General features: G+C 55.5%; 27 protein-coding genes. 11 read left to right on the forward strand and 16 right to left on the reverse strand.

What is annotated here, in order from left to right; genetic code table 11:
- Window positions 1-12: 12 nt before the first annotated feature.
- The 5 genes from SLH49_RS20865 to SLH49_RS20885 form a co-directional block, all read right to left on the reverse strand.
- Window positions 13-195: a hypothetical protein gene (locus SLH49_RS20865; protein WP_320271078.1), complete on the reverse strand. Its 183-nt coding sequence runs from the start codon at window positions 193-195 to the stop codon at window positions 13-15.
- Window positions 192-368, reverse strand: a complete 177-nt coding sequence (locus SLH49_RS20870) for a type II toxin-antitoxin system prevent-host-death family antitoxin (RefSeq protein WP_320271079.1) — start codon at window positions 366-368, stop codon at window positions 192-194. Before SLH49_RS20870 ends, SLH49_RS20865 begins: the two co-directional genes overlap by 4 nt.
- A gap of 1 nt (window position 369) precedes the next feature.
- Window positions 370-936 (reverse strand): metallophosphoesterase, encoded by a 567-nt coding sequence (locus SLH49_RS20875; RefSeq protein ID WP_320271080.1) that lies wholly within the window; start codon window positions 934-936, stop codon window positions 370-372.
- Window positions 937-1119: 183 nt separating this feature from the next.
- Window positions 1120-1968 carry a hypothetical protein gene (locus SLH49_RS20880; RefSeq protein WP_320271081.1) on the reverse strand — a complete coding sequence of 283 codons (849 nt, stop codon included), beginning with the start codon at window positions 1966-1968 and terminating at the stop codon, window positions 1120-1122.
- The gene (locus tag SLH49_RS20885; RefSeq protein WP_320271082.1) at window positions 1965-2732 is read right to left on the reverse strand and encodes a division plane positioning ATPase MipZ; all 768 of its coding nucleotides are present in this window, start codon (window positions 2730-2732) and stop codon (window positions 1965-1967) included. Before SLH49_RS20885 ends, SLH49_RS20880 begins: the two co-directional genes overlap by 4 nt.
- 76 nt (window positions 2733-2808) lie before the next feature.
- On the opposite strand from SLH49_RS20885, the gene SLH49_RS20890 reads away from it, so the two are divergent.
- Window positions 2809-3066 carry a helix-turn-helix transcriptional regulator gene (locus SLH49_RS20890; protein ID WP_320271083.1) on the forward strand — a complete coding sequence of 86 codons (258 nt, stop codon included), beginning with the start codon at window positions 2809-2811 and terminating at the stop codon, window positions 3064-3066.
- 84 nt (window positions 3067-3150) lie between these two features.
- Here the strand turns inward: SLH49_RS20890 and SLH49_RS20895 are convergent, their stop codons facing one another.
- Window positions 3151-3723 (reverse strand): DUF6434 domain-containing protein, encoded by a 573-nt coding sequence (locus SLH49_RS20895; protein ID WP_320271084.1) that lies wholly within the window; start codon window positions 3721-3723, stop codon window positions 3151-3153.
- A gap of 262 nt (window positions 3724-3985) precedes the next feature.
- Window positions 3986-4837, reverse strand: a complete 852-nt coding sequence (locus tag SLH49_RS22415) for a LysR family transcriptional regulator (RefSeq protein ID WP_413785318.1) — start codon at window positions 4835-4837, stop codon at window positions 3986-3988.
- Window positions 4838-4941: 104 nt separating this feature from the next.
- Between SLH49_RS22415 and SLH49_RS20905 the strand changes: the two genes are divergently transcribed.
- Window positions 4942-6267 carry a hypothetical protein gene (locus SLH49_RS20905; protein ID WP_320271086.1) on the forward strand — a complete coding sequence of 442 codons (1326 nt, stop codon included), beginning with the start codon at window positions 4942-4944 and terminating at the stop codon, window positions 6265-6267.
- A gap of 78 nt (window positions 6268-6345) precedes the next feature.
- Entirely contained in the window at window positions 6346-7047 is a 702-nt protein-coding gene (locus SLH49_RS20910) for an MBL fold metallo-hydrolase (RefSeq protein ID WP_320271087.1), read from the forward strand.
- A 5-nt stretch (window positions 7048-7052) separates the two neighbouring features.
- Here the strand turns inward: SLH49_RS20910 and SLH49_RS22420 are convergent, their stop codons facing one another.
- The 3 genes from SLH49_RS22420 to SLH49_RS20920 all read right to left on the reverse strand — a co-directional run bounded on the left by SLH49_RS22420 (window position 7053) and on the right by SLH49_RS20920 (window position 9491).
- Window positions 7053-7589, reverse strand: a complete 537-nt coding sequence (locus SLH49_RS22420) for a cytochrome b (RefSeq protein ID WP_413785319.1) — start codon at window positions 7587-7589, stop codon at window positions 7053-7055.
- Window positions 7589-8092, reverse strand: coding sequence for a cytochrome P460 family protein (locus SLH49_RS20915; RefSeq protein ID WP_320271088.1), 504 nt, complete (start codon window positions 8090-8092; stop codon window positions 7589-7591). The genes SLH49_RS22420 and SLH49_RS20915 overlap by 1 nt, the downstream gene beginning before the upstream one ends.
- A 454-nt stretch (window positions 8093-8546) precedes the next feature.
- Window positions 8547-9491 (reverse strand): NAD(P)/FAD-dependent oxidoreductase, encoded by a 945-nt coding sequence (locus SLH49_RS20920; protein ID WP_320271089.1) that lies wholly within the window; start codon window positions 9489-9491, stop codon window positions 8547-8549.
- Window positions 9492-9544: 53 nt separating this feature from the next.
- Here SLH49_RS20920 and SLH49_RS20925 point away from each other — a divergent pair, with 53 nt between their 5' ends.
- On the forward strand, window positions 9545-9997 hold the full coding sequence (locus SLH49_RS20925) for an Rrf2 family transcriptional regulator (protein WP_320271090.1): 453 nt from the start codon (window positions 9545-9547) through the stop codon (window positions 9995-9997).
- A 421-nt stretch (window positions 9998-10418) separates the two neighbouring features.
- On the opposite strand, the gene SLH49_RS20930 is transcribed toward SLH49_RS20925, so the two are convergent.
- Entirely contained in the window at window positions 10419-10730 is a 312-nt protein-coding gene (locus tag SLH49_RS20930) for a hypothetical protein (protein ID WP_320271091.1), read from the reverse strand.
- Window positions 10731-10734: 4 nt separating this feature from the next.
- Complete coding sequence (locus SLH49_RS20935) at window positions 10735-11418, reverse strand: GNAT family N-acetyltransferase (RefSeq protein ID WP_320271092.1); 684 nt, start codon at window positions 11416-11418, stop codon at window positions 10735-10737.
- 80 nt (window positions 11419-11498) lie between these two features.
- Between SLH49_RS20935 and SLH49_RS20940 the strand changes: the two genes are divergently transcribed.
- Window positions 11499-12077, forward strand: coding sequence for a TetR/AcrR family transcriptional regulator (locus SLH49_RS20940; protein ID WP_320271093.1), 579 nt, complete (start codon window positions 11499-11501; stop codon window positions 12075-12077).
- A gap of 61 nt (window positions 12078-12138) precedes the next feature.
- The gene (locus SLH49_RS20945; RefSeq protein ID WP_320271094.1) at window positions 12139-12855 is read left to right on the forward strand and encodes an SDR family oxidoreductase; all 717 of its coding nucleotides are present in this window, start codon (window positions 12139-12141) and stop codon (window positions 12853-12855) included.
- Window positions 12856-12912: 57 nt separating this feature from the next.
- On the opposite strand, the gene SLH49_RS20950 is transcribed toward SLH49_RS20945, so the two are convergent.
- On the reverse strand, window positions 12913-13455 hold the full coding sequence (locus SLH49_RS20950) for a TetR/AcrR family transcriptional regulator (RefSeq protein WP_320271095.1): 543 nt from the start codon (window positions 13453-13455) through the stop codon (window positions 12913-12915).
- A gap of 68 nt (window positions 13456-13523) precedes the next feature.
- On the opposite strand from SLH49_RS20950, the gene SLH49_RS20955 reads away from it, so the two are divergent.
- The gene (locus SLH49_RS20955) at window positions 13524-13895 is read left to right on the forward strand and encodes a VOC family protein (protein WP_320271096.1); all 372 of its coding nucleotides are present in this window, start codon (window positions 13524-13526) and stop codon (window positions 13893-13895) included.
- 243 nt (window positions 13896-14138) lie between these two features.
- Here SLH49_RS20955 and SLH49_RS20960 read toward each other — a convergent pair whose 3' ends face one another.
- A complete protein-coding gene (locus SLH49_RS20960; RefSeq protein WP_320271097.1) occupies window positions 14139-14378 on the reverse strand; it encodes a LysR family transcriptional regulator in 240 nt (79 codons plus the stop codon).
- A gap of 102 nt (window positions 14379-14480) precedes the next feature.
- Between SLH49_RS20960 and SLH49_RS20965 the strand changes: the two genes are divergently transcribed.
- Genes SLH49_RS20965 through SLH49_RS20975 form a run of 3 tightly spaced genes read left to right on the forward strand, consistent with a single transcriptional unit; the run spans window position 14481 to window position 16317 of the window.
- Window positions 14481-15416 carry a DMT family transporter gene (locus SLH49_RS20965; protein ID WP_320271098.1) on the forward strand — a complete coding sequence of 312 codons (936 nt, stop codon included), beginning with the start codon at window positions 14481-14483 and terminating at the stop codon, window positions 15414-15416.
- Window positions 15413-15985 carry a DUF1203 domain-containing protein gene (locus tag SLH49_RS20970; RefSeq protein WP_320271099.1) on the forward strand — a complete coding sequence of 191 codons (573 nt, stop codon included), beginning with the start codon at window positions 15413-15415 and terminating at the stop codon, window positions 15983-15985. Before SLH49_RS20965 ends, SLH49_RS20970 begins: the two co-directional genes overlap by 4 nt.
- 20 nt (window positions 15986-16005) lie before the next feature.
- Complete coding sequence (locus tag SLH49_RS20975; RefSeq protein ID WP_320271100.1) at window positions 16006-16317, forward strand: cupin domain-containing protein; 312 nt, start codon at window positions 16006-16008, stop codon at window positions 16315-16317.
- Window positions 16318-16332: 15 nt separating this feature from the next.
- On the opposite strand, the gene SLH49_RS20980 is transcribed toward SLH49_RS20975, so the two are convergent.
- A complete protein-coding gene (locus SLH49_RS20980) occupies window positions 16333-17196 on the reverse strand; it encodes a DMT family transporter (RefSeq protein WP_320271101.1) in 864 nt (287 codons plus the stop codon).
- Between the two features lie 113 nt (window positions 17197-17309).
- Here SLH49_RS20980 and SLH49_RS20985 point away from each other — a divergent pair, with 113 nt between their 5' ends.
- Complete coding sequence (locus SLH49_RS20985) at window positions 17310-17993, forward strand: YafY family protein (RefSeq protein ID WP_320271102.1); 684 nt, start codon at window positions 17310-17312, stop codon at window positions 17991-17993.
- Window positions 17994-18015: 22 nt separating this feature from the next.
- Here the strand turns inward: SLH49_RS20985 and SLH49_RS20990 are convergent, their stop codons facing one another.
- A complete protein-coding gene (locus SLH49_RS20990) occupies window positions 18016-19227 on the reverse strand; it encodes an MFS transporter (RefSeq protein WP_320271103.1) in 1212 nt (403 codons plus the stop codon).
- Window positions 19228-19482: the final 255 nt, after the last annotated feature.

The raw sequence follows: 19482 nt of genomic DNA on the forward strand, positions 1-19482 counted from the left end.
CTGCGCCTCAAGCTATTCGATCATTTCAGTGGTCCAGCCACGATCTCTTCTGCGCAGCAAAACGGCGCAAAGTAACTGGACGTTCGGCGCGACATCCGCATCGTCGAGTCCGTGTGCCAGAGCCAGTTCCAAATCGCCGGATACTGTTGCGATCAGTGCCGTGGCGTCGGACGGGATGATCGTTTGATCGGTCATGGCGCACCTCCGGCCGCGCTGGAGAGCGCCTCGTAATGCGCGGCTGACATCAGCACCAAGGCAGGCTTGCCGTATCGCGTGATGAGGATGGGGTGGTTCTCGGCGCGTTTCAGCAGTTCATGCGTCTTGCGCCGCAGCATGCTTATCGTGGCGGTTGGCATATCCTCGACCATCTCAAATCTCCTTCGCGTTATGCTCAACATCCACCCAGTGCTTGTTCATGGGGAGCGTCTTGGCACGGCGGGCGATGTCCTCGAATCGGACAGGCATGAAGTCCCAGACATCGACGCCAGCATTCACGCTGTTGCGCGAGCCGTGCCAATTATTGTGGACATGGCCGAAGATCTGGAGCGCATCTCGTCGGGCATGGTTCCAGGTGATCATCGGGTAGTGGCAGAGCGTGTGTGCCTGGTTCTGGGGACCATCCCGAACTTCAGCCAGATGTGTGACGCTGGTCCAGGGTAGGGCCTGTGTCGGCTTCAGATCATGGTTGCCAACGATCAGATGCTTCTCGGCGCCGGGTAACTTGTCAAAGAGTGTTCTCAACCAGTCAGTATCCTTGGCTTTTGGTCCATGGGCGAAGTCGCCGATGATCCAGAGCGCGTCTTTGGGACCAACCATAGCCCAGAGGTTCTGCATCAGAACCGCGTCCATGTGACTGGCCGAACTAAAGGGGCGATTGCAGAACTTGATGACATTTTCATGCCCAAAGTGGGGATCGGCGGTGTACCAGTTGGTCATGTCTTCTCTCCGTCGTCTGTCGTCGGCGGAGCGGCAATCTGGCGAAGCGGAGATGACAATCATCAAAGGCGAACAGCGCGATGCCGCCCGCCATATGTGCGAGCGCTAGGTTTGGGTGATATGTTTGCGCGTGATGTTCATGCGGGTGCTATCGTTGCTCCCGATGTGCTTGGCTATCCATTCTTACAAATCCATGTCCGAGGCTTGGACCTCTTCACCGGTCAGTGCCTCAACGATCTGGCGATCGAGTTCTGCCATATGCTGACGGGCAAGCTGATAGTCTTCGAGGGAAAAGCCAATGACGGTACTGCCAGGTTCGCCGCGATAGCGGACCGTGAAGGTCGCAACGCAACCTGTCTTGATGTCGGATTGGCGCGGATGCTCGAAGTGATACTCGACGTTGTTGCGGTAGTGCTGGGCATTGCTGCAAAGCGTGTACTCCGTTTGTCGCACGGTGCCCGATGCAAAGGTTTCTTCGTGGACCAGCGGGGGTAAGGCGTCCAGATCGGCAATGAACCCATCTTCGCCCCAGGCATATGTGAGGGTCATTTCACGCCCGCTGATTTCGACCCGGGATGGCGGACCATAGGTCTCTTCGAGCTGGGCTTTCAGTTCCAGCGGTTCTGGCAGCTGGTCACTGGGCTTGCGGATTGAGCGATGGATCGCCATCGGGCGTTGTGCCATCACATCTGACGATAACATCGCCGTCACCTGATCCTGATCCACCTTGGCGAGTCGCCCGTTGATCCCAACATCGCCGATCCGGCTGAAACGCTGGTAGGTGAACTCGAATACGGCCCCGTCAGGCGATTGGACACGTAGAACGTCGCTCTCGCTTGTGGGGTCATCGTCGCCGCGCTCGGAATACACTGCCAGAACATCGTCCAGCGGATCGCCCGGTTGCAGACCGAGGATTTCATAAGGGTAGGGGCGGGGCTCTGGCGCATCCATGGACGTCAGCTCGTTTTCGGCGAGGGCGGGTGCGGCAAGAGAGGTCAGAGCCACAGCGAGGGTGAGCGATGAGCGGATCATGCGACGGCCTTTCTTTTATAGGCGAAGGGTGACTGATCGCCGGTGAAGGGTTCCAAGCGCTGACCGTTCAAGGCCCATGCGACCTCAAAGGTCAGGCGTTGCACCGCGACCCAGGCTTTCAGTGCGTCCCGGTAGCGGGCAAAGCCAGGTTTGTCAGACCTGCAGGCGAGTGATGAGACGAAGTGCGCGATATCTCCATTCAAGAGCTGATCCGAAATCGCCTCGGCCCACGGCAGTTCGGATTGGAAAACAGGATGATAGCGGAATGCTTTGCGCGTCTCCGCTGCCTCAAGCGCTCCGTTCCGGCAGCCGGTGATCAGGCCCATGAGATGTTCCGGACATCCGAGATAGTCGCTGATGCCGTCGAAAATGCACTTTGCCTCAACGGGGCTGATAGCGGGGGCAATGATCAGATCGGCGAGGCCAAGCGCTGCGAGTTGCGGTTCTTCAAGTCGGGCTTTTGTGTCGATCAGGAGAACATCAACGCCGCGCGTGTCGGCTGCGGCGGCGCTGTCTTCCACCGCATCGCGGGTTCTGCACTCGATCAGTTCAAGCTGGGGCGGGCGAAATTTGCACGCCGCCATTTGGGTCATCCATGCCTGCAGCGTCGAGGGAAAACGACCATCCGTACTTCCGCCCGCCAGATCGGTGCAATCCATCAGGGCAACGCGCTTGCCCTGCGCCAGAAAGCCAGAGGCCAGCGCCATCGTGGCAATGGTGCGACCGGAGCCGCCCTTGTTGGCGAAGAAGGAAATAGTATGCATAACAAACCCTAAATTATCTAAATTTTAGATAATCTATATTCTAGATTAGCGCTGATGCGAAGAGGTTTCTCGTCGCATGGCAAAAACAATTCATAGTGAGGGACACGAAGCGTTGTGCGCTGAATTGATCCGTATCAGACGGGCCGAGGGTATGACGCAGGCTGATCTGGCTGCGAAGTTGTCTTGCCATCAATCGATGATTGCGCGTATCGAAAGCGGCCAGAGACGAATAGATGTCGTCGAGCTAATAGTTCTAGCGCGCGCGCTCGGATCGAAAGCAGAGGATATTACAAATCTTGTCGATTCAAAGACTCCGAAAACCCAGAAGCTGTGAGTCCGATAAGGTTTATTATGTGTCTTGTTTCATTGACTGTTTGCCGAAAGGGAAGGGCGAGTTAAAGACAGCACTGTGGCGTGCTCACTCTAAGCACGTCAGATCCGACATCTCAAAAACGACGATCCCGTTTCTTGCGGGCCTTATCTTCTTAAAATCCCAGCATGACTTTGCCTCTTCCAAGGTCATGCCAGTGACCTTATCCCGCGCATCCCTCAAGTACTGAAGATAGTTGTTGCAGGTGGCGATTTCGCGACGGAAGGACGGATCGTTTTTTCTTTGTTCAAGGACGTGCCAAGCATCGATTGCATCGCCGAGCGTCGCCCCTGCGTTCGCACGCATCCAATCCATGAAATCCGAATGGCATGTGAAGCGAGCGCCAACCGCGGACTTGAAGAAGCATCTGACGTTTGGTCCGAAGCTCACATTATCTGTAATCACAGTATCGCGGTCCAGTGTTTCTTTTGCCCAATTGAACGTTGAGCTATTGGACTTGCGCCGCAGGTTGGATTGCACCTCCCTTGGATGTTGCAAGGAAAACAAAACGCGTTCTCTGAGCTCGGCCTTTGATCCTGAAGCAGACAAACCCAGTTGCTTGCAGAACTCGTTTAAGGACTCTACCGGCCAATACCAGCGCTCAAATTCTGGCGCATCCATATGGGATGGTCTAGGTTTGATGCGTGTCAGACTCGGTCTTTCCGACAAGCCCTATGAGGATATGCATGGTTGGTTCAAGCAAGGTGTGTTTGTTGTTTTAGGTCTCGAAGAACCGACCAAAAGATCGATTTGAGACCAATGCTCCTTTGCCGGCGGCGACAAAGCGGTGCTCGGAAGCTATGCATGAATGGCCTTGGACCTATGCTATTGCCCGAGAACCCCCGAGGGACAACTTGTCGTCAACGAAGTCTCGTGGTTACTTTTAAATTTGGCGCCGGATCCTTTTGCAAACCGCTATGAGGTTTCGCACAATCTCTCGCCGATCCATGTTTCTCCAAACGAGACTCGTGTGGATTTCCATGTCCAACGTCCGCGCAAAGCGTCCGTTGCTGCTTTCGACTTGGCGCCAACTGTCTTCCGCAACAACGCAAGGGCCGTACCCCGCTTCTGACAACAGAAGCGCGCCAAAAGCAGTGTCCGCCTCAGCTGCAGGAGGTGCTAATTGCGCCCCAGGATATCGGCGGTTGTATTCGCTAATCAGGACCGGCGCATCGCTCCTCGGATACTCAACCAGTGGACGCCCTTCGTCCGATGCGTCGTCATTTTCGACTTGAAGAATTGGACAGCTTCGTAGGTGAAGCTCGGCAAGACCATCTCGGTGGACCGGCGGGTGAAGCAGAGCGACATCCAAGCGATCTTCCGCCACCAACGCCTCCAGCCGCACCGTGGTCGTTTCTCGAAGCTGGACCCGAACCAACGGGTGCGCATCTCGGAACGCGTGCAAGATTGGTAGGAGACAGGTTCTGGCAGAGATCTGTGTAAACCCGATCCGTACGCTTTGGCCAATACCACGTTCCGCGCCTTTCGCAGCGCTTTCAGCCTCTTCGGCGATTGAAACAATCCGCTCCGCGGCCTCCGAAAACGCGCTACCAGCGGCTGTCAGTCTGGCTCCGTGTCGCCCGCGTTCGAATAAACGAACATCCAGCTCCTCCTCTAAGCGCCGGATCCGAGCAGTGAGCGCGGGTTGGGATATGCCGATCGTTGCGGCGGCTCGCGCGAAGTTGCCTTCCTGGCGGATTGCGAGAACGCATTGATAGTCGAGTATCGCAGCCATTTGATAACCATCGATTATTGAATTACTCAAATACTTAGGTTTCTGCGCGCAAATTCCAGACCAGATTGCTTCCGTGAACCAAAACTCATCGGGAGCACAAGTTTATGAAATACCCTTTTCAGATCACCGTATCGGCCTTCGCCGCTGTGGTGCTTGCAACGCATTCCTTTGCGCAAGACACGCCGCCGGATTTCCAAGGCCGCTACATCGCTGCAATCTCGGATGGCGACATGCGTGCCTTTGCATACATCGACGGCGATCTCGGTGTCCCGCGCGGACCGGACGCGCTGAACATGATACCGCTGCCCCTCAACACTAATCCAACGGTCGCTGCGATCGAAGTCCCCAACACGGTGATCAACCCGGTCTACTCAATCGCCCACAGCCCGGATGGGTCGACGATCTTTGTAGTGGAGACGCATACGCAACGAGAAGAAGGCGACCGGACGATCATGGATTTGCAGCCGGGGACGATGCTTCGCGCGGTCGACGTGTCTGATCCAACAGCTCCCCGCGTGATCGACAGCATCGACGTGGGCGTTGCTCCACAAGGTGTCTCTGTCAGCCCCGACGGGAGCACTTTGGTCATAGCAACCAAAGCAGCACCCGAGCCGTTGGTCTTTGTGTCCTGGCAAGACGGTCAGTTCGGCGACGTTCAGCGTTTTGATCTTGGAGAGATTGCACCCATGCCTGAACTGCCAGACCAAGGTCTTCTGCCGCACCATGCGGAGTGGCATCCCACGGCGGATGTAATCGCCGTAACACTACAGTTGAGAGGTCAAGTGCGGTTCTTTCAAGTCGCACGGTCTGAGGATGGGCGCGTCACGGATCTTTCGGTATGGGGCAATCCGGTAACGACAAGCAAATGGCCGATGTCGGGCAAGTTTTCGCGCGACGGACGTTTCTTTGTGACGAATGATCTGCAATGGGGCCCGGACGTACGTGGGTTTTACCTGAACGCACCGCCTTCGCAGCTTACGTCGATTGAGCTCGCACCGCTCGACGCGGAAGCGCCCCGACATTTCGTAGTTGGCGGCGTGTCTCTGCCGCGACATGCTGAAAGCATCGCCTTCTCCAACGCTGGTGATCTCATTGCCACTGTCAATATCGGGCAGACATGGCCCGGCGGAGACGCTGTCGAAGCAACCCTGTCGACGGTGTCACTTGTTGAATTCGATCCAGAGTTCGGCCAGCAGACGGTCTTGGGTTCTTGGGAGTTCGAGGGCGACCTGCCAGAGGGCGTGGCCTTTGATGCCTCTGACAGCTTCATCGCTTTCGGAGTTTTTGAATATGCGGGTCCAGAACCCCGCGCCAGCGATCTTCAGATCTGGGAAGTCGTCACAAGCGAGGACGGAACGCGTGGGCTCAGTGATACTGGGTACCGCATTCCAACAGGGCCGGGGGCGCATTCCCTTGTCGTCGTGAACTAGCCAATCCTTTGACAACTTTTGTCCCACCGGGTTCCGGTGGGGCCCGTACTCACGAACCCCGAGAAGAGCAATCGTTGTATGAAGTTTGTTGAGATCAGAGACGCGCTGTTCCAGGCCACGCGGCGGGGCGTGAATGTTTACTTGTGGGATCGCGGACGTGAAGCGCTCCTTTTTGATACCGGGGAGCCAGCTTTTGCGAGGCCGCTTGCCCGCGCTTTGGAACGGGCTTCGCCGGTCCGCGCCATTCTGCTAACGCATTGCCACTACGATCATGCTGGGAGTGCAGCTACGCTCTCAAACCACCTTAGTGCCTCGGTGTTCGCTTCGGATGATGACGCGGCCTTACTCAGCCAAGGGAAATGGCGGCGAGACAGCGTGCCGTCCCCAACGGTGTTAGGACACGTCTTAACGCGTTTGGTCGCGCGCAGGTACCCCGAGCACATTGCTCCTGTTGAGCGAATTGAGGCGCTGACCATGCTGAAAACAGAGCTTGGTATCGAAATCGAAACCCTCCCTCTGCCTGGCCATTGCGCTGGTCAAGTCGCCTATGGCTTGCCGATTGAGCTAGAGAGGCGTGCCTGGATTGTAGGTGACGTTATCATGACGATCGCGGGTATTCGAGAACCCATACTCTACGAGGATCGCGCTGTAGGCTTGGCTTCCATTCAAAAACTGGCGCGCAAAGTGCAACCGGGCGACGTCGTGTGCCCCGGACACGGGCCCGCTTTGGATGTGACCCAAGAAGTCATCGACAAGCTTCAACGGCTAACGCAGGGGTGAGGGACTTAGCTCCGCGTTTTGACAGACGGGAGCATGCGTCCAAGCATCGGCTGTCCGTCCAGTTTCCTATGAAAACACGCAACCAATATGTGAAGCAGGGTCAACACGCCCAAGAAAAGACCCGCAGAACTGTGCAAAAGCGAAGCCGTCTGTGCGAGCGTCGGGTTGAAGGGTAGGCTCGGCAGGTGCACGACGCTGAAGAGGCTAAGTTCGAACCCCAAGAACGCGAGTTGCGCATAACCGATGACCGGCAGCGCGCACAGCAAGACATAGAAGGTAAGGTGCATAGTTCTCGCAGTGCGCCTCACAAACGGCCTCGTTGGCGCAGGCGGTACGTCTAACCCTTGGCGCACGCCAAACCGGACCAACGTCACGCAGAGGATCAAGGCACCGAGTGAGATATGCCCTTGGATAAGAGCTTCTGAAAGCACCGGGTAAGCCTCGTAGACCGCCCTGTTGAGCAGAACCAGGCTTATTTGAATGAGCACCAAAGCTGCCGTGGACCAATGGAGCCAGCGCATCAATGGGGGGTACGGGGCCATTAGTCTGCTACGCTGACGCGATAGGTGCTGAGCGTGCAGGGACGTCGACCGCTGCGATCACAGCTAAGGGTGATCTCGCCCATATCCAGCGCGGCATCTAAGGCTGGTTTGGTAAAGGTGAAGTCCGTTTCGGCAGCGCGACTGTGACAAGACAAGCAAGACGCTTGCGGTCGCGTGTCGAGCCGCACATCTCCCTGCCCATCGAAGGACCCGTATTCCCAACGACCGTCCACTTTCTGCTCGTGAAAAACAGTGCTGAGTTCGCCAGGGCGATAATAGGTTTCCATCAAGATGCGGGTCCCATCGGGAAGTGGCTGACCAGATTGCGCCGCATCCAGCACGTCAGGTGTGGTCAGCATGCGCCGATACGTCCCGTCGGTGCGATCAACCTGTGCATATTTTACGAAACTCGTGCCGTAGCGGTCTGTTGACTCAAGACCCTGTGCCCAAACAAGAGTTGCGGTAAATGCAGTGCCAAGGAGTGCGACAAGCCAGAGGTTCATGTGATCTCATCTGTGACAGTAGTTTGGAGCGCTGTTTTAACTTACAGCACTCCTCGAACTGGTTCGATGTCACGACTTTTCGACACGGTTCGGTGACATATTCGATAACCAAAGACTATCGAATATGTGTCAAATCATGAACGACGTAGCAGTTTGAGGTCTTCGGACTGGTGCGCTTGCAATAGACCTTTTTGAACTTGGCAAAGCTCTTTAGCCGTTGGGGCTAGAACCACGAAAGGGTCGGTTGCAGAGCGTTTTGGTCCCAACAAGTCAGTCCCATCATTCCGGTAGAACGACAAGGCGTGTCGGAACTCCAATTTGCCGAGACAGCACTCGCGGGGAATTCAATAGCTTAGCGTTTTGCAATTCCGGGCCCAGAAGACTGACGTGTCTCGTTCAGGAATTGCTGGAAGCCGAAAACTGTTCTCGGCTAAGCCTGAAGCGTGATCAAATACTAGACTTTGTTTCCTTGGTAAGGGTTCTGATCAACCACAAGCGATTGATGGGCAAATACGCCCGCGCGCGCGCCATCAGCCGCGGCCCAAGTCGCATTGTAGGCCGGTCGGCCGATATCGCCGGCGGCGTATACATAACGAACGGACGTTTGCTGCATCTCGTCGACTTCAAGGAAGGGGCCGAACGGGCCGTCGAGAGACTGGCAACCCAATTGATCTGCCAAGTCAGAAGCAGGTTGTGAGGTTGTAATCAGGTATAGCGCCTGTCGGCTTAGAAAGGCTCCGTCTGCAAACTCGACATTGCTCAAGAGACCATCACTGCTTTTTAAAGATCGAATAGACCGCTCCTCGATGCGGTAGCCAATGCTGCCGAGATCGGCGCGTTGATCGTCAGGTATCTTCACCCCGTTCGTTAGGTAAACGAGGTCATCGGTAAGGTGGGGCAGAATACGCGCCTGGTGGAAGGATGCTTCTCCGACATGCAAGAGAGCCGTTGGCCTGTCTTGCAACTCATAGCCGTGGCAATAGGGGCATTGAAGGACTGATTGGCCCCAACAGTCTGCCAATCCTGGTATGTCGGGTAACAGATCCCGCTGCCCGGTTGCGAGGATTAGGCGCTTCGCATCAAGGGAGGTGCCTTGGTCTGTCTCGAGCCTAAATGCTCCTGCCTTCCGGATGACGGATTCAACCTTTTCCTTGAGCACCTGAGCAGTTGGATACACGGAGAGCTCACGACGCCCCGTCGCTCGAATTTCGTTAGGTGACGAGCCATCTTGCCCTAGGAAGCCGTGGCTAGCAGAGGCAAATCTGTTCCGCGTGACCTCGTGATCGAACAACGCGATCTGACGGCGCATGCGCGCCAGAGGGAGAGCTGCGGAAAGTCCAGCAAAGGAGCCCCCGACAATTGCGACGTCGACCTTGATGGGTGCTTTGGGTGTGGACATGACTTAGACCTAGTGAGAGTAAGAAACGGGAATCACGATACTTTAAAAGTAGCATGAAACGCAATGGAAGGTTTTCTCTCTCGCTTCATGTTTTGGGGCATCTTGCGGCACAGCCGCATCGATCTTTGACGTCCGCAGAGATCGCTGAGCACAACGGTACGCATGCGGGTTTCGTGCGTCGCGTACTAGGGCTTCTGAGGGCTGGTGGATTGGTCGCGTCTGAAAAGGGCCACTCTGGAGGCTGGCGCCTAGCCAAGCCGCCGGAAGAGATCAGCCTCGCAGATGTCTTCGACGCTCTCGGGGAGCAGCTGGTCCCGTCGGAAAGCGGAGGCGAAAGTAACCCCCCTGAATGCGTAATCGAGCGCACCGTTGCACAAGACATAGACGTGGCACTGGCAGCCGCAACTGAAGCGATGAGAGCCAACCTGAAACACCGCACGATCGCTGATCTCGGGAAGGCTCTTTCGGCAGGTGTCGGTCCAGATGATACGGGATCACATCACTAGTCATCCTCAAGGCTTAGAGCATACTCGTAGACCTTGTAATGCATCGGCGACCTTTGCACCCGGTTTGCCTACATCTGCTCTGCGGCTAGCTTTTTAGCGAATATCCTAGTGGATGAAACGCGTGCATGAGCATTGGATTTTCGAGCTGGCTGAGAAGGATCCGGAGGCGCTTCTTGCGATGAGCGATTAGGAATTCCGGGATGCTCTTGAAGAGGCTGGTTTTGATGCCGATGCACTGGTGGAACAATTTCACATCTCTATCTCTGCGTTAATCGCAAGGTTGAACATCAGCAGCTGAGAGATGTGCGCCTAAATCCGCAACTTATTGGGCTACAGCAAACGGTGGCGGTTTATCTCAGGTCGGACCCATCGTTCGCCGAAGCGTTGCGAAGGTCCGGATCCGGACCCTCGCCTTCATCGTTCATCCAATGATGCGCTGAGCTGTGACATAGATCGCATCGCGCGTGCGGTTCTCAAAATCCGCTACAAAACCTTCCCATTCCGGGCCTGTCATCTCTTGGTCGACATCTTCGCCGCCCGTCGATTTGATCGCGACCACGTATTTGTAGGGTGGCACGTTCCCCTCAAGCGTAGCTTCGGCCCGGTAATAGACCGGATCGCTCATCGATTTGACCTTGGCGTAGCCAGGCAGATCGACGTTGTGCAACCATTGCTCAAAGTCAGCCTGATCCTGATCCGGCGCGAGGTTGTACATCACAATCATAGTGTCCATCAGTTTACTCCTTTTCTGACGTGAGGGACGCCCGGTACTTTGTCAGTCCCGGGAATTGATGTTCGAAGTACGCAGAATGGAAGGTTGCGTAGGGTTCGAAGTGTTTCTCGTAGAGCGCTTGCGCACCGTCATTGCCGTGAATGACCATTATCCCCACGCTCTCGGCACCAAGTGTGCGCCCGCGGGCAAAGGCGGCGTGCATCAACGCGGTGCCAAAGCCCTGTCCGCGATGATCCGGGGCAACGGCGACGGTCTCAACAATGAGGTCCGCTTGTGGCTTCAGAAAAACTGTATCCCCGCTCCAGACCTTCTCATACGCCGCGCGAAAGGCGGTCCTTATGTCGTCAGACCAGCAGAGCGCCCAAGCGATCTGGTCGAGCTTATCGAGGTTCAGCGGGCCTTCATTCGTCGGATTCGGCTCTGGCGGAAACACAGCGCAGGTCGCGACCGGCGCGCCATCGCTTTCCAGGATGAGGAAGTCCGGTACAGCCCCCCAATTCGAAGCCCCTTCGCGAAACATCGTTTCCAGAAATGTCAGCGTATCCGTTCCGGTGCCCTCAAGCAGTTCATCCCAGAAAGATGTGCCAAAAGGCGGCAAAGACGCCTCCACATCCATTTTGGCAAGAAAAGGAATGTCTTGCACGGTCGCCGCCCGTACAGCGGGGGCGATCTTGTGTTGCATGTTCATTGCGAACTCCTTAACATACGGTGTGTATGTGAAATATAACATACGAGCCGTATGTCAAATGAAAAGCGAGGGTCTCCCGCATGAATCTGCGTGAACAGAAGAAAGCGGAGACATCCGCCAAGCTTTTGGCAACGGCGCGGCGATGGTTTTTCGAGAAGGGCTACGCAGGCACATCCATGGATGATCTCTGTGCTGACGCTGGCGTAACCCGTGGTGCGCTCTATCACAACTTTGGTGGCAAAGAGGGGCTGCTCGAAGCGGTCATCTTGCAGATTGATGAAGAGATCGGCGAGCGCCTTTTGATGGCGGGTGGCGACACCGTAGATCGTGAAAGTTTCATCCAAACATGCCTCGCCTATCTTGAAGCAGCCTTAGACCCAGAAGTTCGCCGCATTGTGTTTCAGGATGGCCCGGCTGTGCTGGGTCAAAGGCTGCGCGACATTGACCAGGAGGGCAGTGTCGAGCCGCTGCGAGAGGCAATTGCGGAGCTTCAAGCGCAGGGCGCATTTGTGGAGGGCGATGCAGTGGCCCTGGCTGTGCTGGTCAACGGCGCGATGATTGATGCCGCGCTATGGGTGGCTGACTGCGAAGACACAGAGCGGCGGCACGAAGCGGCCTCCAAAGCGATGCGGTCGATGCTCTCTAAGCTGTGCTCGTAAATGGCTGTCGTTCAGCCAACGGAAGCTAAGTCAGAGGATCATACAAAAGAAAGGACTCAGAATGCTGAGTGGTGAGATTGTAGTGTGTATCGGCGGATCCGGCGGCATGGGTCGTGGCGTTGCAGAAGCAGCTTTGGAACTCGGGGCTGACGTGGTTGTTACGTCGCGGTCTGCGGGCAAAGCGAACGAAGCTGCGAAAGAATTGGGCTGCAGGGGCGAGCCAATAGATATTTACGACGAAGACAGCGTGTCCACTTTCTTTGAGCGCGTTGGGCGCTTCTCTCATTTGATGCTGACAGCGGGAGCTGTGGGGCGCTCTGGTTTCAGCGAAACACCTCCCGGTGAAGCAGAGCGCTTCATGCAGGGCAAAGTGTGGGGCACCCATAGATGTATCTGGCATGCCAAAGATCAAATGGATCAGAACGGATCAGTAACGCTCATCACCGGCGGATACTCTCAAGTGATTGATGACAAAGCTGGTCATGTTCACACCGCGTTCAAAGCCACGGAGGCGATGGCACAAGTGGCGGCAGTCGCTTTGGCACCGATAAGATGCAATGTCATACGTCCTGGTTTCATCGACTCTGAGCTATGGGCAGACATGTCCGATGATGAACGCAACGAACTTCGCCGTGTCGAAGCCGATCGAACAATGATTGGTCGCATTGTCGAGCCGATAGAATTCGGCCGCTTTGCAGTTGCTCTTATGCAGACGCCCATCGTCACCGGAGCAATCATTCCTGTCGATGGGGGCCGCCATTTATCTGTTGCCAGCTAAAAGCGGAATCGAGCCCAAACCCCCCAACTTTCTACACTGCGGCGAACGTTCGGTTCTCTAATTCTTCGTCATGAGTTCGGCGAGGCGCGATATCTCTGAGCTTGAAAGAACATTGTTTTGAGGAAACGGGAGCATCAACCGCCCGATCGCTGCCCAGTAGAGCAGCTTGGCGCGCGCTGATGAAACCGACTTTGGTATCCCAGTCTTGCGTAATAGGTTCTCGGCAATGCTAATCCGTTCTTGATCGACCTTGTCCACGGCCTCGGCAACGATCGGCGCGACTGTTGACCATGATCGTATCGCACGCTCGAGTTCCTCGCCCGACCGAAGCGTCTTTTGAAGCAAGTCGTCGAAAGCTTCATTCGCGTCGTCGATGTTCTTTGCCTCCAAGGCGATTTGGCCGCTCGTCTTCTTGGACCAATGGGCAATGACTGCAGTGTGAAAGGCTTCGAGGCTCTCGAAATGGTGGTAGAAGCTACCACGGGTCACATTCAGTTTCTTGGCAAGTGGTTGAGCCCTCAAAGCGATGTAACCGTGGGCTTTAAGTTCCTCCAAGGCCAGATCAAGCCAGTCTTCGGCGGTAAGGACACGAGCAATCATGGCCTAGACATACACATATGTATGCTTTAAGCAAGATACACATGTGTATGCTGCCGAAGGACTGGATCATGAATCGCTCATTTTCCAACATACTGACCAGCGATGTCTCGAACACGGCCCAGTTCTACGAAGACCTGCTTGGCATGAAGCGGACCGGTGATTTCGGCTGGTTTGTCATTTTGTCTCATGACGACATGCCGGAATTCGAGCTCGGAATCCTGGATCGAGATCACGACACAATCCCTGCCGACGTGGCTGCCGACACGTCCGGTATTGTCCTCACCTTCGTGGTGGCATCTATCGAAGATGTGCAAGATCAAGCAAACGCTATGAAGGCCGAAATCATCGATGGACCAACAGACCTACCCTACGGTCAACGGCGTCTTATGGTGCGCGACCCAGCGGGCACGGCCGTCGACGTAAGCGCGCCAATAGTCTGATCTGGCCGAAAACCCCCATTTGGATAGACGCAGCGAAAGCCCGCTTCGTTCGTTTAGGAGAGGTGAGTCCCAACAATTCAGTCCCATCGTTTAGGGAAACCAACAGATATTGTCGGATCTCCTAATTGTTGAGACTGACCATGCCGTAAATTCGATGGATTAGCATTTTGCAATTCAGGGACTCAAAAGATCGACGTGCTTCATCCAAGCAATACTGAAAGCTGACACTTGTCGACAGGGCGGCTAGCCCAAGTCGCGGTGCGCAGGAGCAGCAGCATCAAAGAAAACCCGGCCGGCTTCCGTGAGTTGGACGCTGCGCGTGGTGCGATGTAGCAGATCAACGCCCAAACGCTCTTCGAGCGCTTTGATCTGCAAGGTCACCGAAGGCGCACCCACGCCCAACGCATCTGCAGCCGCGCGCATTGAGCCTTCACGCACAATCGCGAGAAAGACCTCGATCCCATGCGTTGGAACACGATCCATTATTTATCCTAGCTAAACTATCAATTCAGATTGCTAAGAATACTAAAATTCTGAGAGTTCTGCCATGCTGAGCTAGGCATTAAGAACTTAGCTGGTTTGCATATGTTAAAGGCACCACATCAAACGCCGCAGAACATCCTCTTGGGTGTCACTTTGATCGTCGTGACCGCCTTTGCAATTTCAGTCCAAGATGTTGTTTTCAAACTCTTTAGCAGCGAGCTGACGCTTTGGCAGATTTTTGCATTGCGTGGATGTCTCGCCGTGCCAGTGCTCTTTGCGATCGCTTTCGCCCAAAAAGGCGCATGGGCCAATGTGCGTTCAGCCTTTAGCCGTTGGTCAATGCTACGTGCTGTGTTCATTACGGGCACGTTTCTGGCGTTCTATGGGGCCATTCCCTTCCTAAGCCTTTCGACAGTAGGGGCCGCGAACTACACCGCACCACTGTTCGTTGCGCTTCTATCAGCCTACGTCATTAAGGAACCCGTTGGGTGGCTTGGTTGGGTCGGTGTGGTCATCGGCTTCGCCGGAGTGATCGTCCTGTTGCAACCCGGTACGGACGCATTTTCGGTATGGGCTCTTCTGCCGATTTTCGGGGCGGTCAGCTACGCTTTGGCCCACATTATCACGCGGACGAAATGCCAAGGCGTTCCCTTGGCGGCGCTGTCATTGGCGCAGAACTCCGCCATGCTTTGCGCCGGACTTGTTGTCAGCTTGATCCTCCTACTGTCCGAGCCGGGTAGCGCGTTCGTGCGAGACTACCCCTACATTTTTGGTCTTTGGAGCCCAGTTGGAATCGATGATTGGATGGTTCTTTCAGTTTTGGCCGGGTTTGCCATTTTGCTCGGCATGATGCTGGCGGGCGCTTACAAAGCGGCCCCACCCTCCATCGTGGCAACGTTCGAATACAGCTATCTGGTGTTTGTCGCGGCCTGGGATGTTCTTTTCTTTGGGTTGGTTCTTGGCGTTTCAACACTTGGCGGGATGGCTCTCATCGTTCTCGCAGGGCTGTTGGTTCTGAGACGAGGATCTGGATCATGACCGCTTACCACCGCAGCACACGTGATTTCGCAAGTTTCGGGTCGCGTGTCGATGGGGCAGTTCGATACTTGGAAAGCGTACCCAAAATGGAGAATTTCATGACGAACTTTCAGATCAATTCGCTCGCTTCGGAACCTTTCACAGACTTGTTTCAAATGACGGATGAAGAGCTTGCCACGCAAAATGCGGTGCGTCAGGTGGTGACATCTCGCCCCGGGACGCCATGTCGGGTCAGCATGCAAGACGCCGAAGTTGGCGAAACTGTGATCTTGCTCAACTATGCGCATCAACCGGGTGACAGCCCCTATCAGGCGACACATGCGATATTTGTGCGTCAGGGTGCAAAGCAAGCGATGTTGGGTGTCAACGAAGTGCCCGAGGTGATCCGGTCGCGTCTGGTCTCGCTGCGTTGCTTTGACAAGTATCACATGATGATCCACGCGGATGTCATGTCGGGCGAAGACGTGGGTGAGTCGATTTCAAAGGCTTTCGAGGATGAGATCGTCGCCTATGCCCACATCCATAACGCAAAGCCCGGTTGCTTTGCGGCATCTGTTTCCCGCGTCTAGATAAGATTTGGAGGTGCGCCATGTGCAAAACAACAGGAACCGCCCAGCCCACAGTTCTCATCGAGAATGACCGTGTGAGGGTGACGGAATGGCGCTTTGCCACCCGCGGGGACAATACGGGTTGGCATCGACATGCCTATGATTACATCGTTGTTCCCCAGTTCACGGGGCAGCTTGAGATCGACCTTGGTAATGGAGAAAGAACGATTGCCAACATGACGTCAGGCGTGCCCTATTATCGGGAAAGAGGGGTTGAGCATGATGTGATCAACGGCAACGATTTTGAATGCGCTTTCGTCGAGATTGAGTTGCTGGAAGATCGGCCCGTGTAATCACAATCTATCGCTTCAATCACTGGGTCTGGAGGCCAGAACAGCACCGGCCACCACAAGCCCTGCACCAAGAAGCGTGGTCAGAAACACGGGCTCATCCCAAACGACAAAACCGATGATTACGGCAAAGACCAGCGACATGTAGATCCAGGTATTTACCTTGTCTCCCGGTGCAACTGAGAAGGCCTTAGCATAACAAAACTGCCCGACAATTGTGAACAGCGCGATGATCATAATCTGGAGCATCTGGGCGGGTTCCGGAACCTGCCAAACCCACGGAAGCGTCAAGGTCGAAAGAAGGAGGGCAAACAGCGAAAAGTAGAACATTTGCCTGTCGGGCGGCTCAGAGGCACCAAGCGACCATATGACAAGTGCCGCTGCGGCCCCGCCCAACGCCGCAAGCAAGGCAGAAACTTCACCAATCGAAACGCCCAGGTTGTCCGGCCGCACAATCAGAAGGACCCCTGCAAAGCTGATCACAACGCCAATCCAAACAAACCGATCCGACATCCTGCGCAGAACCAGTAGGGCCAGGATTGGCACAAAAACGGGACCCATTGATTGAAGAATGACCGCGTTCGCGAACGGTATGCGAACAACCGCAACAAAATAGGTCACGATGGCCGCATAGGTGAAACAAGATCGCAGAAAGTGCAGCCAGAGTTTTGATGTGCCAAGCGGGCTGGCCGATTTTGCAAATCGGCTCCACACGCACATTAAGAAAAACATCCACACGTTGGTCCAAAAGACCAGGGCGAGAACGTTCATACCATCCGCCGCGACACGCGCCACTGCGGGTGCTGCGGCGAAAAACAGAGCGGCGGCAATGAGGTAGGCCGTTCCCAAGCCGATTTGATTGCCTGATGGCAGTGTGGTCATGATGCGTCTCGTTGCTGCGCGAAGAAGGGCTATAAAGCTGAAGTAACGGATGACTACTGCCATCTATTTGGCAGCAGTGTTGTGCTAGGGAGCCAAAAAAAAGGAGACGGTAGATGTCCAAAGCAGATCGGCTGTTCGACATTATCCAACTGCTCAGATCCGCGCGCCAACCGATGCGCGCACTGGACATTGCGGCGGCGGTCGAGGTCTCACTGCGCACGATCTATCGAGACATCGCAACATTGCAGGCCATGCAGATCCCCATTCTGGGCGAGCCGGGCATCGGGTATGTCATGCGCAAAGGATATGATTTGCCGCCGATCAACCTTGATGTCGCAGAAGCCGAAGCCGTTTCTGTCGGTCTGAGCCTTGTCGCCCGCACAGGGGACCAAAACCTGTGGCGCGCGGCAAAACGTGCCTCGCGCAAGCTGCAAGAAGCGGCCCCCGGGACACGGCGGCTGGTGACATCCTCTTGGGATTTCTCTCATAAACCAAACATCAATCTAGCAGATGTTCGCGCGGCCATTCGTTGTGAAACGAAGCTGTTGATTTCCTACTGCAATGCCGACGGTGTCGGCACACGGCGGATCATCTGGCCGCTGGTCTTGGTCTACTACCAGGATGCCGTGCTGCTGGCCGCCTGGTGCGAGTTGCGCAGACGTCTGCGGCATTTTCGGCTGGACCGTGTGATCGCATCCCAGGTTCTGGATAGTGATTTCCGGGGGCGGGGGGAAGAACTGATCTCTGCTTGGGAACAGCGCTACAAGGACGCCACCGTGCCTTCGGTCGACGCCTGAGGCCGAGCGCTCGCTCCCGAGTCTACTTTTGGCCTTCGGCGGCTAGCGCGCCGTAGCTCGAAACACGGCGCAAATCGCTAAACGCGGACACCAAAAATGACAGCACAAAGGCACCGACAACCAGCTGCAATCCCGCTTCGACGCCAAAAAGTGTGACCCAGTATCCGCCAGCAATAGCGCCTAGGGGCCTGATCCCGTAGATCGCTGTTTGGATGACGGCATTGACACGACCAAGCATCTCTGTCGGCGTCATTAGCTGGCGTACCGAGTTCTGTGCGATCAGCCACATTGAGGGCCCAAACCCGAGAAGGAAGAAGAGGGCGTATTGCACGAACACACTGGATCCGGGGCCTAACAGCAAAAGCCCGCCCGATGCCATGGCAGACGTGCCCGGCCCAAAAAGCAGGATGAAGGCAGGGGCAACGAGATTTGCCAATCGCCCGGATAGCCATGTCCCGCAGATTGCCCCTAAGCCAAACGCGGAAAGTGAGATGCCAAAGCTACCCGGTTCGAAACCAAAGAGGTCTTGGATCGCTGGGACGAGCACCACAAGAAGCGCAGCAAAAGCGAAGTTCCAGAAAATAGCGCACAGCGAAATCGGTAAGAGCAGCCTGTGCCGCAGTACGAATTTTGCACCCAGCAGAATCTTTGAAACGACAGCTTCCTGTTGGGTCGGTTTGACCTCAAAGGAGGGAAGGGACCACGACATGCGAAGCGCCAGAGTTGATCCAAGACAAGCCACGAGGAAGATGGCCCATCCGGGTACATCGCTGATGACGAGACCGACGGTCAGGGGAACAATGAAAGAGCAGGCCGCGCGGGGCACCTCTATCGACGCATTCGCGCGCCCAAGCTCTTCAGCTGAAGCTGCGCGCGGCACAATCGACAAGGCGGTAAGTCCGAACAGTACCACGCCGAAGCCTGCCAATGTGACTGATGCGCCAAATCCTAAGACACTGCCAAACCCGATGCTCAACGCAGCGCATGCAAAGCCAATCAAAGACACAGTGGCGGACGTAATTGCCAGATGCCGCAGCTGGCGCTGATCCGCAAGGATTCCGAACGGAATTGAGCCCAAGAGATGTGCCATCGACTGGCAAGCGACCAATAGCCCAATCGATGCGGGTGTCGCATTAAGCGCTAGTGCAGCGACAAGTGGAACGGCAACGAGAGCCAGCTGATCAGCAAAATGCGTGCCGTAAGCGGCACCAGTCAGGTGTCGAATGACAGGCATGATCCAAGCTCCCTTTCTTGGAACAAAGTTGGTCGTTCTGCGACTTCATTCGACCCGTTTCATGCGCATTGAAATTGAAGATGGATTACGGCGCTCCGCTACGCTATTTGCCATTGATTTCCAGCTGAGGAGGGAGCACCAAAAGCGTTGCTACCAGTGCTACGCAGGTGATGTCGACGTATGCCTGCTGGAGTGAACCGGTGAGGTTAGGGATGTATCCGCTCGCAGTGTCTTCGCGATCCACATGGAAACAAA

This window comes from Cognatiyoonia sp. IB215446 (assembly GCF_033963825.1).
GTDB lineage: Bacteria > Pseudomonadota > Alphaproteobacteria > Rhodobacterales > Rhodobacteraceae > Yoonia.

What these genes read in the sequence shown, in the direction of transcription:
- SLH49_RS20890 (WP_320271083.1), top strand. Translation starts at nt 2,809, where the DNA reads ATGGCAAAAACAATTCATAGTGAGGGACACGAAGCGTTGTGCGCTGAA.
- SLH49_RS20875 (WP_320271080.1), bottom strand. Translation starts at nt 936, where the DNA reads ATGACCAACTGGTACACCGCCGATCCCCACTTTGGGCATGAAAATGTC.
- SLH49_RS20870 (WP_320271079.1), bottom strand. Translation starts at nt 368, where the DNA reads ATGGTCGAGGATATGCCAACCGCCACGATAAGCATGCTGCGGCGCAAG.
- SLH49_RS20925 (WP_320271090.1), top strand. Translation starts at nt 9,545, where the DNA reads ATGAAACGCAATGGAAGGTTTTCTCTCTCGCTTCATGTTTTGGGGCAT.
- SLH49_RS20905 (WP_320271086.1), top strand. Translation starts at nt 4,942, where the DNA reads ATGAAATACCCTTTTCAGATCACCGTATCGGCCTTCGCCGCTGTGGTG.
- SLH49_RS20940 (WP_320271093.1), top strand. Translation starts at nt 11,499, where the DNA reads ATGAATCTGCGTGAACAGAAGAAAGCGGAGACATCCGCCAAGCTTTTG.
- SLH49_RS20885 (WP_320271082.1), bottom strand. Translation starts at nt 2,732, where the DNA reads ATGCATACTATTTCCTTCTTCGCCAACAAGGGCGGCTCCGGTCGCACC.
- SLH49_RS20955 (WP_320271096.1), top strand. Translation starts at nt 13,524, where the DNA reads ATGAATCGCTCATTTTCCAACATACTGACCAGCGATGTCTCGAACACG.
- SLH49_RS20865 (WP_320271078.1), bottom strand. Translation starts at nt 195, where the DNA reads ATGACCGATCAAACGATCATCCCGTCCGACGCCACGGCACTGATCGCA.
- SLH49_RS20895 (WP_320271084.1), bottom strand. Translation starts at nt 3,723, where the DNA reads ATGGATGCGCCAGAATTTGAGCGCTGGTATTGGCCGGTAGAGTCCTTA.
- SLH49_RS20985 (WP_320271102.1), top strand. Translation starts at nt 17,310, where the DNA reads ATGTCCAAAGCAGATCGGCTGTTCGACATTATCCAACTGCTCAGATCC.
- SLH49_RS20975 (WP_320271100.1), top strand. Translation starts at nt 16,006, where the DNA reads ATGTGCAAAACAACAGGAACCGCCCAGCCCACAGTTCTCATCGAGAAT.
- SLH49_RS20970 (WP_320271099.1), top strand. Translation starts at nt 15,413, where the DNA reads ATGACCGCTTACCACCGCAGCACACGTGATTTCGCAAGTTTCGGGTCG.
- SLH49_RS22415 (WP_413785318.1), bottom strand. Translation starts at nt 4,837, where the DNA reads ATGGCTGCGATACTCGACTATCAATGCGTTCTCGCAATCCGCCAGGAA.
- SLH49_RS20880 (WP_320271081.1), bottom strand. Translation starts at nt 1,968, where the DNA reads ATGATCCGCTCATCGCTCACCCTCGCTGTGGCTCTGACCTCTCTTGCC.
- SLH49_RS20950 (WP_320271095.1), bottom strand. Translation starts at nt 13,455, where the DNA reads ATGATTGCTCGTGTCCTTACCGCCGAAGACTGGCTTGATCTGGCCTTG.
- SLH49_RS20980 (WP_320271101.1), bottom strand. Translation starts at nt 17,196, where the DNA reads ATGACCACACTGCCATCAGGCAATCAAATCGGCTTGGGAACGGCCTAC.
- SLH49_RS20910 (WP_320271087.1), top strand. Translation starts at nt 6,346, where the DNA reads ATGAAGTTTGTTGAGATCAGAGACGCGCTGTTCCAGGCCACGCGGCGG.
- SLH49_RS20920 (WP_320271089.1), bottom strand. Translation starts at nt 9,491, where the DNA reads ATGTCCACACCCAAAGCACCCATCAAGGTCGACGTCGCAATTGTCGGG.
- SLH49_RS20960 (WP_320271097.1), bottom strand. Translation starts at nt 14,378, where the DNA reads ATGGATCGTGTTCCAACGCATGGGATCGAGGTCTTTCTCGCGATTGTG.
- SLH49_RS20915 (WP_320271088.1), bottom strand. Translation starts at nt 8,092, where the DNA reads ATGAACCTCTGGCTTGTCGCACTCCTTGGCACTGCATTTACCGCAACT.
- SLH49_RS20935 (WP_320271092.1), bottom strand. Translation starts at nt 11,418, where the DNA reads ATGAACATGCAACACAAGATCGCCCCCGCTGTACGGGCGGCGACCGTG.
- SLH49_RS20930 (WP_320271091.1), bottom strand. Translation starts at nt 10,730, where the DNA reads ATGGACACTATGATTGTGATGTACAACCTCGCGCCGGATCAGGATCAG.
- SLH49_RS20990 (WP_320271103.1), bottom strand. Translation starts at nt 19,227, where the DNA reads ATGCCTGTCATTCGACACCTGACTGGTGCCGCTTACGGCACGCATTTT.
- SLH49_RS20945 (WP_320271094.1), top strand. Translation starts at nt 12,139, where the DNA reads ATGCTGAGTGGTGAGATTGTAGTGTGTATCGGCGGATCCGGCGGCATG.
- SLH49_RS20965 (WP_320271098.1), top strand. Translation starts at nt 14,481, where the DNA reads ATGTTAAAGGCACCACATCAAACGCCGCAGAACATCCTCTTGGGTGTC.
- SLH49_RS22420 (WP_413785319.1), bottom strand. Translation starts at nt 7,589, where the DNA reads ATGGCCCCGTACCCCCCATTGATGCGCTGGCTCCATTGGTCCACGGCA.